The sequence below is a fragment of the Mycobacterium appelbergii genome, assembly GCF_032883035.1.
Taxonomy (GTDB): Bacteria; Actinomycetota; Actinomycetes; order Mycobacteriales; family Mycobacteriaceae; genus Mycobacterium; species Mycobacterium appelbergii.
Map to the genome: position 1 here is coordinate 413,239 of NZ_JAMQTH010000003.1, position 13,020 is coordinate 426,258.

A 13,020-nucleotide genomic window follows, 5' to 3' on the forward strand; every position below is an offset into this window, starting at 1 on the left:
TCAGGATACGTGGCGCCAGGCGTGCACCGTGGACTCCACCAGGCCGTCGTCGGATCCGTCCAGCCAGCGGACCCGGTGATCACGTCGAAACCAGGACCGCTGCCGACGCACGTAGCGGCGGGTGCCGATGAACGTCGCCTCCCGAGCCTCGTCGAAATCCGGGTCGTCGCCGGCGTCGAGGGCGGCGAGCACCTGTGCGTAACCCAGCGCCCGCGCCGCGGTCACCCCGTCGCGCAAGCCGCGTTCCAGCAGTAGCCGCACCTCGTCGACCAGGCCGTCGGCGAACATCTTGTCGGTGCGCCGCGCCAGCCGCGCATCGAGAGCTGTGGTCTCCCGATCCAGTCCGACGATCGCAGTGTCCCAGCGGGGTTCGCCGATACGGGGCGCCGACGCCGCGAACGGCTGCCCGGTCAGCTCGACCACCTCAAGGGCCCGCACCACGCGCCTGCCGTCGGTGGGCAGGATCGACGCCCCCGCGGCCGGGTCCACGCGCGTCAGTTCGGCGTGCAGGGCGGCCACCCCCACCTCGGCCAGCTCGGCCTCCCACCGTGCCCGCACCACCGGATCGGTGGCCGGGAACGACCATTCGTCCAACAACGACTGGATGTACAGCATGGAGCCGCCGACGACGATCGGGACCGCACCTCGAGCCGCGATGGCTTCGATGTCAGCCGCGGCCGCCTGCTGGTAGCGGGCGACGGTCGCGGTTTCGGTGACCTCAAGCACGTCCAGCTGGTGATGCGGGATCCCGCGGCGTTCGGCCACCGTCAGCTTGGCCGTCCCGATGTCCATCCCCCGGTACAGCTGCATCGCGTCGGCGTTCACGATCTCGCCGCCCAGGTGCTCGGCGAGCGCCAGGCCCAATGCGGATTTGCCGGTGCCGGTGGGTCCGATCACCGCGATCGGCCTCACGGCGCCGATCCCCCGGTCACCGGGCTCCACGTTCCCGCGAAATACCCGACACCGTATGGTGCCGCCCGATAAATCTCATGTGTCGCGACCGGGTCCGACCCGGTCAGACCGGCCAACACCTGGTAGGCCACCCGGCCCACGACGGCATCCGGCAGTGCGGTCAGAGCCGCCACGTCACCGCAGGCGAGGGCATCGTCGAGAGCCTGCTGAACCCCGAGCGAATCGGGCTCGTATCCGCCGGGCGCCGGGGGGCTCAGGGTGTTCGCGCCGTCGGCGACGATGAGCACGCCCACCGGCTCGTCCGACTCGTCGATCTGGTCGCGCAACCGTCTGCCGACCGCGACCGCCACCTCGACCGGGTGCGTCGTCGCACAGACCCGTACCTCGACGCCGGCCGACGGATCGGCCGCACCGCGGATCCATCCCGCGATGAGCGCACACAGCGGTAGGTCGGCGGCGGGACCGGATGACGTCGGACTCAACCGCACCGGCACGTCGACGCCGAAGCCGGCGAAAGTTCCGGCCGCCTCTGGACCGAACACCGCATCGTCCGGCCCGACGCCGACTGCGATCCACCGCTGCGGCAGGATGCTCGCCGCAGCGAGCACGGCGGCACGCAACTCACTGGTCTCGGCAGCGGCCGAACCCACCAATTGGGGCACCATCACCGGTGCAGAAGGGACGATCGCGATGGCGCTGAGCACGTCACCAAACTAGTGCGCACCCGAGGCGGACTGTTCGCTGACGGCCTCCCCGCGAGCCAGTGCCACGGTGGCGAGGACCATCGCGGCCACCGCCACGATCAGCGTGAACCATCCGGCTTCTCCGGGGTGCAGCGTTTCACCGAGCACGACGACGCCGAGCACCGATCCGACCGTCGGTTCCGCGACGGTCATGGTCGGCAGGGACGCGGTCAGCGCGCCTGCCCGGAACGAGGACTGCTGGACCGCGGTCCCCGCGACCGCCACCGCCGCCCACGCATAAAGCTCCGGGGTGGCCAGGACCGCCCAGAGGCCGTCGTCGAGGTGATCCACCACGCCCTTGGTGAGCACCGCGAACACACCCCACAGCGCACCGGACACCACGGCGAGCAGCACGGCTCTGACGGCGCCGGAGGCCAGCCGTGATCCCAGCAGACACAGCGCGAGCACCGGCCCAAGCACCGCGACGACGAGAACCCAGGTTTCCAACGGGGCCCGGGTGTGGCCCGCGGTCGGATTTCCGACAGTGACGATGACGGCGACCGCACCGGCCAGCAGCGCCGCCCACAACCATTCCCAGCGCGTCACCCGGCGGTGCGTCAGCCGGGCGTTGATCGGCAACGCGAACAGCAGGGAGGTGACCAGCAATGCCTGCACCAGCAACACCGAGCCGAGGCCGAGGGCGGCGGCCTGCAACCCGAACCCGACCGCCGCCACCAGGCTGCCCAGCCACCATCGGCGATCCCGCAGTAGCCGGGCGAACAGTCCCAGGTGGCCGACTGGTTCATCGGTCACACGCTGCGCGGAGTGCTGGTGAATGACGTCGCCGAAGGCGATGAACAAGGCGGCGCCCAGGGCGAGCAGTGCCGCGATATCGGCCTTGGCCACCGGCGTCCTCCAGAGTTTGTGGGGCCATTGAGCCTAAAGCCATGGGCATGACACAACGCGACCTGCTTGAATAGCGGTCGAAACTGACAGCTATCGGCGCCGCGTCGCGCGGCAGGTGCGCGGGTAACCGCGCGGAGCACGAGGAGCGGATATGACAACCAGCGAGCCAGGCCGGCCCACCCCGAAGCCTGCCCCCAGGCCCGGACCCCGTCCCATCCCCCATCCCGGCCCGGCCACCGCCCCCGTGGTTCCCGTCGCGCCGGCAAGCGATCCCCACCGCTTCGGCCGGGTCGAACCCGATGGAACGGTGTGGCTGACCACCGCATCCGGCGAACGAGTCATCGGTTCATGGCAGGCAGGCGACACCGAGTCCGCGTATGCGCATTTCGGTCGGCGCTTCGACGATCTGCACACCGAGGTGGCCCTGTTGGAGCGACGCCTCACCACCGGCACCGGAGACGCCCGCAAGATCAAGTCGGCGGCTACCTCGCTGGCCGAAACTCTGCCCACCGCAGCGGTTCTCGGCGATGTCGACGCATTGAGCGCGCGGCTTGCCACGATCGTCGATCAGGCCGACGCGGCCGCGCAGACCGAACGGGCCCAGCGTGATGAGCAGCGCGCCGCGCAGACCGCGCGCAAGGAGGAACTCGCCGCCGAGGCCGAGGATCTGGCTGCCAACGCCACCCAGTGGAAGGCCGCCGGGGATCGCCTCCGCGAGATCCTCGACGAGTGGCGCACGATCACCGGTCTGGACCGCAAGACCGACGACGCGCTGTGGAAGCGCTACTCGGCGGCGCGCGAAACGTTCAACCGTCGCCGCGGCTCCCATTTCGCCGAACTCGACCGTGGACGGGTGGGCGCCCGGCAGGCCAAAGAAGCGCTGTGTGAGCGTGCTGAGGAGCTGTCCGGCTCCACCGACTGGGGCGCCACCGCGGCCGCATTCCGCGACCTGCTCACCGAGTGGAAATCGGTGGGTCGTGCGGCCAAAGATGTCGACGACGCGCTGTGGCACCGGTTCAAGGGCGCCCAGGACACCTTCTTTTCGGCACGCAACGCCGCCCACGCCGAACGCGATGCCGAATTCAAGGCGAACGCCGCCGCCAAAGAGGCGCTGCTGGCAGAGGCCGAGAAGCTCGACACCAGCGATCTGGATGCGGCCAGGGCCGCTCTGCGGCTGATCGGTGACAAATGGGATGCCATCGGCAAGGTCCCCCGGGAACGCAGTGCCGATCTCGAGCGCAGGCTACGCGCCGTCGAGAAGAAGGTGCGCGACGCTCCGACCAGCGGCGTAGATCCTGAGGCGCAGGCCCGTGCCGACCAGTTCCGGGTCCGCGCCGAGCAATTCGAGCGTCAGGCAGAGAAGGCACAGGCCGCGGGCCGCGCCAAGGATGCCGAAGAGGCCAGGGCAAGCGCCGAGCAATGGCGCCAGTGGGCCGACGCGGCGGCCGAAGCGCTGGGTAAACGCCGCTAGGGCGTTTCGGGCTTCCCTGGCTCCTCAGGAGAGTCAGGGTTGTCCGTGCCGGGTTTTTCGACGTCGGGCTTGTCGATCTCGTCGAGCAGGCCGCGGTGGTTTCGCTGCGCTGCGGAACGACGGCGTTCGTCCTCCGCGGCCAACTGCACGGCGGTGCGCGACCAGACCACCCGCGCCCAGTGGAACGTCAGCACGATGACCGCGAGCCACGCGATCACCAATCCGAAACCCGGTCCGGGATGCGGCTCGGGCGCGGTCTGCCGGGACCACACCGCCAGCATGCCCAGCACGCTGGCCACCGCCGATCCGGCCAGCGCCACCCAGGCCAATGCCCAGCGGCGGGTCAGCAACGCAGCGGTGGAGAAGCCGACCGAGAACACGAGGGCCAGCCAGACGAACACCCGGGACGGCAGCGAGATCCCGTCCCGGATCGCGATGTCGTCACCGACGAGCGCATCGAAACCCTTGGTGTCACCGGTATGCGGCAGGACAAATGAGATCAGCACCACGAACACCAGGATCGCGACCACCATGGCCCGCACTCCCGGGTCGAACTCGCGAGCGATCTTGCGTTCGACGGCGTCGAGGTCGCCCTTGAACTGGTCGAAGTCTCCCTCGTGGGTCAACAGTCACATCCTCCAGAAGGCGCCGGCTGCACCGGTGCGCCGATTCGCGGCATCCCCAGGCCCACGCCGGTGCGTGGCCGTTGCCCCGCCGCGTGTGCGTCGCCGGCCCGCGTCCGCCGGTGCTCTGTCAGCACGGCGTCGGCGATCAAATGGTGCGGCGCGGCCCCGGTGACGGTGGTCGTCACGACGTCACCCGGCCGGATATCGGCGTCGCCCGGGGCGAAATGCACGAGCCTGCCGTCGCGGGCACGTCCGGACATCCTGGCGGTGCTGGCGTCCTTGCGGCCCTCGCCGGTGGCGACGAGCAGTTCGACGACGCGGCCCACCTGTGCCTGGTTCTCGTGCAGCGAGATGCGCTCCTGCAACTCGATCAGGCGCTGATAGCGTTCGGTCACAACGGCCTTGGGCAGCTGGTCGGGCATGTCTGCAGCCGGCGTGCCGGGCCGCTTGGAGTACTGGAAGGTGAACGCGGTGGCGAACCGCGACTGCTCGACCACGTCCAGGGTGGCCTGGAAGTCGGCCTCGGTTTCGCCGGGGAACCCGACGATCAGGTCGGTGGTGATGGCGGCATGCGGGATTGCGGACCGCACCTTCTCGATGATGCCCAGGTAGCGCTCGGCCCGGTAGGACCGCCGCATCGCCTTGAGCAGACGGTCGGATCCGGATTGCAACGGCATGTGCAGCGTCGGGCACACGTTGGGTGTCGCCGCCATCGCCTCGATCACGTCGTCGGTGAACTCCGCCGGATGCGGTGAGGTGAACCGCACCCGCTCCAACCCGTCGATGCCGCCGCAGGCCCGGAGCAGTTTCGCGAATGCACTGCGGTCCCGTGGAATCTCGGGGTCGGCGAACGACACACCATAGGCATTCACGTTCTGACCCAGCAGCGTGACCTCGAGCACACCCTGGTCCACCAGTGACTGCACCTCGGCGAGGATGTCGCCCGGCCTGCGGTCGACCTCCTTGCCGCGCAGCGACGGCACAATGCAGAACGTGCAGGTGTTGTTGCAGCCCACCGAAATCGAAACCCAAGCGGCATAAGAGGACTCCCGCGCCGCGGGCAGGGTGGAGGGAAACTCCTGCAACGATTCGACGATCTCAACCTGGGCCGCCTGGTTGTGTCGGGCCCGCTCCAGCAGCGTCGGCAGGGACCCGATGTTGTGGGTCCCGAAGACCACATCCACCCAGGGGGCCCGGCGGAGCACCGCGTCACGATCCTTCTGCGCCAGGCAGCCGCCCACGGCGATCTGCATGTTCGGATCGGCCTGTTTCCGCGGTGCCAGGTGGCTGAGGTTGCCGTAAAGCTTGTTGTCGGCGTTCTCCCGCACCGCGCAGGTGTTGAAGACCACCACGTCGGCGTCCCCGCCCTCGGGCACACGCTGGTAACCGGCCGTTTCCAGCAGCCCCGACAACCGCTCCGAATCGTGCACGTTCATCTGGCAGCCGTAGGTACGGACCTGATAGGTGCGCGTACCGGCCGGCGCGGCATGGGCTGCCGTCGCCTCGCGGGTTGCCATCGAAGTCACGGCCCTATGGTACGGACGGGCGAGCGACACCGACCCGGCAGGATGTCGCCGCCGCTGCGGCTCCGGGCAGGATGTCGCCGCCACGGCGGATTCACAAGATACCGGCACGCTCGGCGTCGGCTGGGTAAGGTCACCTGCCATGGGAAGCCCCGGCACGCAGCCGCAGGTCGACGATTCGGCCCCGCCAGACGTCCCGATGATTTCGCTTCAGGGTGTCAACAAGCATTTCGGCGATTTACATGTGCTCAAGGACATCAACCTGGATGTGGGCCGGGGCCAGGTGGTCGTGGTGCTCGGACCATCGGGGTCTGGCAAATCGACGTTGTGCCGCACCGTCAATCGACTCGAAACCATCGACTCGGGCACGATCTCGGTCGACGGTCAACTCCTACCCGCCGAGGGCCGCAAGCTCGCGCAGCTGCGCTCCGATGTCGGGATGGTCTTTCAATCGTTCAACCTGTTCGCGCACAAGACAATTCTGGAGAATGTCGCGCTGGCGCCGATGAAGGTGCGTAAGTCGTCGAAGGACAAGGCCCGGGAAACCGCGATGGCGCTGCTGGAGCGCGTCGGAGTGGCCAACCAGGCCGACAAGTACCCCGCACAGCTGTCGGGCGGGCAGCAGCAACGGGTGGCGATCGCGCGTTCGCTCGCGATGAACCCGAAAGTGATGCTGTTCGACGAGCCGACCAGCGCGCTGGACCCGGAGATGATCAACGAGGTGCTGGCGGTGATGACCGCACTGGCCGGTGACGGTATGACGATGATCGTGGTGACCCATGAGATGGGGTTCGCCCGTCGGGCCTCAGACCGGGTGGTGTTCATGGCCGACGGCGCCATCGTCGAGGACGCCGAGCCCGCCGAATTCTTCGACAACCCGAAATCTGAACGCGCGAAAGATTTTCTCGGCAAGATCCTGCATCACTAACGCTCCGCCGAAAGGAACACATCCATGCCCGTTGTGCCGTTCAAGTTTGTCGGCGCCGTTGCGCTCGCCATCGCCCTTCCGCTCGCTGTGACCGCCTGTGGCGGTAGCGGCGACGACGGCAACAAGATCGTGATCGGAACCAAATATGACCAGCCCGGTCTGGGTCAGAAGAATCCGGACGGCACCCTGGCAGGTTTCGATGTCGACGTGGCCAAGTACGTGGCCAACGAACTCGGCTACAGCGAAGACCAGATCGAATGGCGGGAGTCCCCCTCCCCTCAGCGGGAGACGATGATCCAGAACGACCAGGTCGACTACATCGTCGCGACGTACTCGATCACCCCCGAGCGTCAGCAGAAGGTCGATTTCGCCGGGCCCTACCTGATCACCGGACAGAGCCTGTTGGTGCGTGCGGACAACAACGACATCACCGGGGCCGCGTCGCTGGAGAACAACAAGAAGCTGTGCTCAGTGGCCGGTTCAACACCGGCACAACGGATCAAGGACAAGTATCCGAAGGTCCAGTTGCAGCAGTACGACACGTACACGCTGTGCATCGACGCGCTCAAGAACGGCGGTGTCGACGCGGTGACCACCGACGAGGTCATCCTGGCCGGGTACGCCGCGCAAAGCCCGGGAACCTTCAAGGTCGTCGGCGACACGTTCTCCGAGGAGCGGTACGGCATCGGGCTGAAGAAGGGCGACAGCGAGCAGCGCAACAAGATCAACGACGCGATCGAGAAGATGATCTCCAGCGGCGCCTGGGCAGAGGCGTTCGAGAAGAATCTGGGGCCGGCCGGTATCAAGACACCGGCACCGCCGACCGTCGACCGCTGACCCGCCAGGAGCCACCCCGCCCGTGGAGATTTTCACCGAGTATCGCGATCAGATTTTCGCGGCATTCTGGACCACCATCCAACTGACGATCTACTCCGGTATCGGGGCGCTCATCCTGGGCACGGTGCTGGCCGCCATGCGGCTGGCGCCCGTGCCGGTGCTGAACTGGCTCGGCACGATGTACGTCAACGTCATCCGCAACACGCCGCTGACGCTGATCATCGTGTTCTGCTCACTCGGCGTGGGACAGACCCTGCGAATCACCCTGACCGATCCGGACTCGCCCACCTTCATCGTGGACACCAATTTCAGGCTGGCGGTCCTCGGACTGACGGTCTACACCGCGTCGTTCGTGTGTGAGACGGTGCGCTCGGGGGTCAATACGGTGCCGCTGGGCCAGGCCGAGGCCGCCCGGTCACTGGGATTCTCCTTCGGGCAGAACCTGCGGTTGATCCTGTTGCCGCAGGCTTTTCGCGCGGTGATCCTGCCGCTGGGCTCGGTGCTGATCGCGCTGACCAAGAACACGACGATCGCCTCGGCGATCGGCGTGGCGGAGGCCGCACTGCTGATGAAGGAAATGACCGAGAACACCGCGGCGCTGCTGACGGTCGGCACGATTTTCGCCGCCGGGTTCGTGATCCTCACCCTGCCGCTGGGCTTGTTGTTCAGCTGGCTCGGCAAGAGACTGGCGGTGCAACGGTAATGGCGGGCACGTCGGTTCTCTTCGATGCGCCCGGTCCTCGCGGCCGGATCCGCAATCAGATCGCGGCCTATGTCACCGGTGCGCTCGCGGTGCTCATCGCCGCCGCTGTGCTGTGGCGGTTCGCCGAGAAGGGGCAGTTCACCTGGGCCAAGTGGGAGCCGTTCCTGACGGCCAACCTGTGGCAGACCTATCTGCTGCCTGGGCTGCAGGGCACGCTGACCGCCGCCGCGCTGTCCATCGTGTTAGCGCTGGTGCTGGGACTCCTGCTCGGGGTCGGGCGGCTGTCGCAGCTCTGGCTGCTCCGCTGGCCGTGTGCGGTACTCGTGGAATTCTTCCGCGCCGTGCCGGTGCTGATCATGATGATCTTCAGCTTCTCGGTGTTCGGGCTCTACGACGTGGTCCCGTCGAAGTACCAGGCCCTGGCCGGGGTCGTGACCGGTCTGACGCTGTACAACGGCGCGGTGATCGCCGAGATCGTGCGGGCCGGGGTGCACGCACTGCCGCGCGGACAGTCCGAGGCCGCCGCCTCGCTCGGTCTGAGTTCGGGGCAGACGATGCGGGCGATCCTGTTGCCCCAGGCCATCACGTCGATGCTGCCGGTCCTGGTCTCCCAGATGGTGGTGGTGCTCAAGGACACCGCGATCGGTTACCAGATCCTATTCCTCGAAGTCGTGCGCCAGAGCACGAACCTGGGGTCCGCCTACGGCAATTACATTCCGGCACTGATTGTGGTGGCGGTGCTGCTCATCACGATCAACTTCGCGCTCTCGACGTTTGCCACCTGGCTCGAACGTCGGCTGCGCCGATCTCGTCGGGGTCCGGCTCCGCTGGATGCCGAGGCAGCCGAACAGGAAGGCGCGCCGGGGGCGCAGGTGCTGCCGTCACAACGGGACTGATCCCGGCATCGCGTCCCTGCTCCCGTCAGGTCAAGCGGTACCCGCCGGAAGCGATCGCGCGGCGCACCAGCTCGGCGGTGGCGCCGGCATCGAGTGCACCGTTGTCGATCACGTGACTCTCCAGCTCGGAGAGCTCGGCGAAGGCGCGATGCAAACCGGTGATGGCATCGGGATCCTTCAGATCCAGGCCGCTACGTGTCTGCGCACGCTGCAGCGCCGTGTCGAGGGCCGGCCGTAGCACGATGTAGGACGCCACCAGATCGTGCTGGCTGACCAGCGTGCGGAACGGTGCGAGGAACCACGGCCCGACGATGCCGTCGACGACGACATCGAACCCACCGCAGGCATAGGCAGCGACGGCGGCGACGATCGCATCGACGACTACTTCGTTCTGGCGTTGCGCCGCAGGCAGATACGGTGCGATATATCCGGTTCGGATGGCACGGTAGAACTGGTCTGTCGTCATATGCACCGTCGGCTTGTCGGCGCCGCCGGCAATGAGCCCCGCCACCGTGGTCTTCCCGACTGCGGGAGGACCGGACAGGATCACCACTTCACCTTTCACGGTGATGAACCTAGTGGGACGGCCTGCCCTGCTAAACCCGACGTCGCTCCCGCTCACCGGCGAGCTCGACGCGGACCACGTCGAGCGCCATCGACTGGCCGTAACCACGCCGGGCCAGCATGCCGACCAGCCGGCGCGTCACCTTCATCTCGTCGTCATCGTTGAGGCGCTCACGCCGCAGCTTGTCGCGCACCAACTGCTCGGCCCGTTGCCGCTCGGCCGCCGGATCCAAGTCGGCCAGCGCCGCGTCGATCACCTCGTTGTCGACACCCTTTTTGCGTAGCTCGACCGCCAACGCCCGCTTGCCTTTTCCGGCGTTGGCGTGCCGTGAGCGCACCCACTGCTCGGCGAAGTCCTCATCATCAACGAGTCCGACGTCGGTGAGCCGGTCGAGCACTGTCGCACTGACCTCATCGGGGTATCCGCGCTTGGTCAACTGCTCCTCAAGTTCAGCACGCGTGCGCGCCCGCACGGTGAGCAGACGCAGGCACACATTCTTTGCCTGCTCCTCGCGTTTGCGAGGGTCCTGCGTCTGCTCGTCGCCCTGGTCCGACGGCTCAGAAGTCGACTGGGGCGGGCAGAACATCTTCGGCCACCTCGGCGGTCACAACGGCGCCGATACCGAGTTTCTCTTTGATCTTCTTCTCGATCTCGTTGGCGGCGTCGCCGTTCTCCAGCAGGAACTTGCGAGCGTTCTCCTTGCCCTGGCCCAACTGCTCCCCCTCGTAGGTGAACCAGGACCCGGACTTGCGGATGAAGCCGTGCTCGACACCCATGTCGATGAGCGAGCCTTCGCGGCTGATGCCGTGGCCGTAGAGGATGTCGAACTCGGCCTGCTTGAACGGCGGCGACACCTTGTTCTTGACGACCTTGACCCGGGTGCGGTTACCGACCGCGTCGGTGCCGTCCTTGAGCGTCTCGATCCGCCTGACATCCAGGCGAACCGAAGAGTAGAACTTCAAAGCCTTACCGCCCGTGGTCGTCTCGGGCGAGCCGAACATCACACCGATCTTCTCGCGGAGCTGGTTGATGAAGATCGCGGTGGTGCCCGAATTGTTCAATGCACCGGTCATCTTTCGCAACGCCTGGCTCATCAGGCGGGCCTGCAGGCCGACGTGGCTGTCGCCCATCTCGCCCTCGATCTCGGCGCGGGGCACCAGCGCGGCAACCGAGTCGATCACCAGGATGTCCAGCGCGCCGGACCGAACCAACATGTCGGCGATCTCCAGGGCCTGCTCACCGGTGTCGGGCTGGGACACCAGCAGCGCATCCGTGTCCACGCCGAGCTTCTTGGCGTACTCCGGGTCCAGCGCGTGCTCGGCGTCGATGAAGGCCGCGATGCCGCCTGCGGCCTGGGCGTTGGCCACCGCGTGCAGCGCGACCGTGGTCTTACCCGAGGATTCCGGGCCGTAGATCTCGACGACCCGGCCACGTGGCAGGCCGCCGATGCCGAGTGCCACGTCCAGCGCGATCGACCCGGTGGGGATGACAGAGATCGGCTGCCGCACCTCCTCACCGAGGCGCATCACCGAGCCTTTGCCGTAGTTCTTGTCGATCTGCGCCATCGCGAGTTCGAGTGCTTTTTCGCGGTCAGGGGCCTGTTGCGCCATGATGGTGCCTCTCCAAGTAGTCGTGTTGACCGGTGTTCCGATCGGTTGGCCGTGACGCTAAACGAGGCCACCGACAAGTCGGTCGAACACCGCCCACAGTAGACGAACACCTGTTCGACTCAAGTGGACACGCCGTATCTGTGGCGAATCAGGCATATCGTGGATGGGTCCGGCCCGAAACGGGGCAGCAATGCACGAGTTGGCGATAACCCAGAGTGTGGTCGATGCGGTGTGCGAGCACGCCGCCGGTCGCCGTGTGCACAGCGTGAAACTTGAGGTCGGCGCACTGTGCGCGGTTGTCCCGGATTCGATGCTCTTCTGCTTCGACATGATCACCGAGGGCACCGCGGCCGATGGCGCTCGACTCGACCTCGACATCCATCCGGGTACAGCGCACTGCCGTGTGTGCGGCACCGACTTCGAACTCACCGATCTGATCCTGCTGTGCGGATGCGGGAGTGCCGACGTCGAGGTGACCGCCGGCCGGGATCTGCGAATTCTCTCCATGGAAGTGAGCTGATATGTGCGCAACTTGCGGCTGCGGTCAGGACGGTGCCGTCATCACCCTCGCCGGCCACGACCACGGGGGCCACGACCACCACAGCCACGAACATCCCCATGAACACGAACACACCGAGACCATCTCGCTGGAGCAGAAGGTACTCGCCAAGAATGATCTCCTCGCCGCGAAGAACCGACAGTGGCTGGCCGAGCACAACATCCTGGCGCTCAACGTCACCAGTTCACCGGGAGCGGGCAAGACCACACTGCTCGAACGGACCATCCGTGACCTCGGGCAGGTACGTCCGATCGCGGTGATCGAAGGAGACCAGGAGACATTGCTCGACGCCGACCGGATCAAAGCGGCGGGTGCGCGCGCGGTTCAGGTCAACACCGGCGCCGGCTGCCATCTCGACGCGGCGATGGTGCACCGCGCGCTCGACGCCCTCGATCCCGAACCGGGCACCCTGCTGTTCATCGAGAACGTCGGCAACCTGGTCTGCCCGGCACTATTCGATCTTGGAGAACATCGCAAGATAGTCGTCGTCTCAGTCACCGAAGGTGCCGACAAGCCACTGAAATACCCGCACATGTTCGCCGCCGCAGGCCTGGTGGTCCTCAACAAGATCGACTTACTCCCCTACGTGGACTTCGATCTTGAAACCTGTTGTAGCAGTGCGCACTCGGTCAACCCGGAGGTGACGATCCTGCCGCTCTCCGCAACGCGTGGAGATGGGCTCGACACCTGGTACGGCTGGATTGACGCGCTCGCTGACAACGGAACATCATGATCAGCTGTTGACAAGACAAATACCCCCGAGTAGACCCAGTATTCACGCGCCAACCAATGCGCACGCGT

At 66.7% G+C, this 13,020-nt stretch carries 15 protein-coding genes; 7 read left to right on the forward strand and 8 right to left on the reverse strand.

All coding sequences use genetic code 11. The features are described from left to right. The 3 genes from miaA to M1247_RS09285 are packed head-to-tail and all read right to left on the reverse strand — an operon-like array spanning window position 1 to window position 2,501. Window positions 1-912: a tRNA (adenosine(37)-N6)-dimethylallyltransferase MiaA gene (gene miaA, locus M1247_RS09275; protein WP_317155981.1), complete on the reverse strand. Its 912-nt coding sequence runs from the start codon at window positions 910-912 to the stop codon at window positions 1-3. Continuing rightward, the gene (locus M1247_RS09280; protein WP_317155982.1) at window positions 909-1,616 is read right to left on the reverse strand and encodes a class III extradiol ring-cleavage dioxygenase family protein; all 708 of its coding nucleotides are present in this window, start codon (window positions 1,614-1,616) and stop codon (window positions 909-911) included. The genes miaA and M1247_RS09280 overlap by 4 nt, the downstream gene beginning before the upstream one ends. A 9-nt stretch (window positions 1,617-1,625) precedes the next feature. Then, the gene (locus tag M1247_RS09285) at window positions 1,626-2,501 is read right to left on the reverse strand and encodes a DMT family transporter (RefSeq protein WP_317155983.1); all 876 of its coding nucleotides are present in this window, start codon (window positions 2,499-2,501) and stop codon (window positions 1,626-1,628) included. A gap of 151 nt (window positions 2,502-2,652) precedes the next feature. Between M1247_RS09285 and M1247_RS09290 the strand changes: the two genes are divergently transcribed. Then, window positions 2,653-3,972 carry a DUF349 domain-containing protein gene (locus tag M1247_RS09290; protein ID WP_317155984.1) on the forward strand — a complete coding sequence of 440 codons (1,320 nt, stop codon included), beginning with the start codon at window positions 2,653-2,655 and terminating at the stop codon, window positions 3,970-3,972. On the opposite strand, the gene M1247_RS09295 is transcribed toward M1247_RS09290, so the two are convergent. Together M1247_RS09295 and miaB are read right to left on the reverse strand one after the other, a co-directional pair. Continuing rightward, complete coding sequence (locus M1247_RS09295) at window positions 3,969-4,601, reverse strand: Rv2732c family membrane protein (protein WP_410506850.1); 633 nt, start codon at window positions 4,599-4,601, stop codon at window positions 3,969-3,971. The genes M1247_RS09290 and M1247_RS09295 overlap by 4 nt on opposite strands. Beyond that, window positions 4,595-6,115: a tRNA (N6-isopentenyl adenosine(37)-C2)-methylthiotransferase MiaB gene (gene miaB, locus M1247_RS09300; protein WP_317156184.1), complete on the reverse strand. Its 1,521-nt coding sequence runs from the start codon at window positions 6,113-6,115 to the stop codon at window positions 4,595-4,597. The genes M1247_RS09295 and miaB overlap by 7 nt, the downstream gene beginning before the upstream one ends. Window positions 6,116-6,320: 205 nt before the next feature. On the opposite strand from miaB, the gene M1247_RS09305 reads away from it, so the two are divergent. The 4 genes from M1247_RS09305 to M1247_RS09320 are packed head-to-tail and all read left to right on the forward strand — an operon-like array spanning window position 6,321 to window position 9,485. Continuing rightward, entirely contained in the window at window positions 6,321-7,049 is a 729-nt protein-coding gene (locus M1247_RS09305; protein WP_317156185.1) for an amino acid ABC transporter ATP-binding protein, read from the forward strand. A 24-nt stretch (window positions 7,050-7,073) separates the two neighbouring features. After that, window positions 7,074-7,886: a glutamate ABC transporter substrate-binding protein gene (locus tag M1247_RS09310; protein ID WP_317155986.1), complete on the forward strand. Its 813-nt coding sequence runs from the start codon at window positions 7,074-7,076 to the stop codon at window positions 7,884-7,886. A 22-nt stretch (window positions 7,887-7,908) separates the two neighbouring features. Further along, window positions 7,909-8,589 (forward strand): amino acid ABC transporter permease, encoded by a 681-nt coding sequence (locus M1247_RS09315; RefSeq protein ID WP_317155987.1) that lies wholly within the window; start codon window positions 7,909-7,911, stop codon window positions 8,587-8,589. Beyond that, window positions 8,589-9,485: an amino acid ABC transporter permease gene (locus M1247_RS09320; protein WP_317155988.1), complete on the forward strand. Its 897-nt coding sequence runs from the start codon at window positions 8,589-8,591 to the stop codon at window positions 9,483-9,485. Before M1247_RS09315 ends, M1247_RS09320 begins: the two co-directional genes overlap by 1 nt. 25 nt (window positions 9,486-9,510) lie before the next feature. Here M1247_RS09320 and M1247_RS09325 read toward each other — a convergent pair whose 3' ends face one another. From M1247_RS09325 to recA, 3 genes are read right to left on the reverse strand one after another with little or no spacing between them, the layout of a single operon-like run. Beyond that, window positions 9,511-10,050, reverse strand: a complete 540-nt coding sequence (locus M1247_RS09325; protein WP_317155989.1) for a phosphotransferase-like protein — start codon at window positions 10,048-10,050, stop codon at window positions 9,511-9,513. A 31-nt stretch (window positions 10,051-10,081) separates the two neighbouring features. After that, the gene (gene recX / locus M1247_RS09330; protein ID WP_317155990.1) at window positions 10,082-10,636 is read right to left on the reverse strand and encodes a recombination regulator RecX; all 555 of its coding nucleotides are present in this window, start codon (window positions 10,634-10,636) and stop codon (window positions 10,082-10,084) included. Further along, window positions 10,608-11,660, reverse strand: a complete 1,053-nt coding sequence (recA, locus tag M1247_RS09335) for a recombinase RecA (RefSeq protein ID WP_317155991.1) — start codon at window positions 11,658-11,660, stop codon at window positions 10,608-10,610. The genes recX and recA overlap by 29 nt, the downstream gene beginning before the upstream one ends. A gap of 190 nt (window positions 11,661-11,850) precedes the next feature. On the opposite strand from recA, the gene M1247_RS09340 reads away from it, so the two are divergent. Further along, entirely contained in the window at window positions 11,851-12,180 is a 330-nt protein-coding gene (locus M1247_RS09340; RefSeq protein WP_317156186.1) for a hydrogenase maturation nickel metallochaperone HypA/HybF, read from the forward strand. 1 nt (window position 12,181) lies between these two features. Beyond that, entirely contained in the window at window positions 12,182-12,952 is a 771-nt protein-coding gene (hypB, locus tag M1247_RS09345; RefSeq protein WP_317155992.1) for a hydrogenase nickel incorporation protein HypB, read from the forward strand. Window positions 12,953-13,020: the final 68 nt, after the last annotated feature.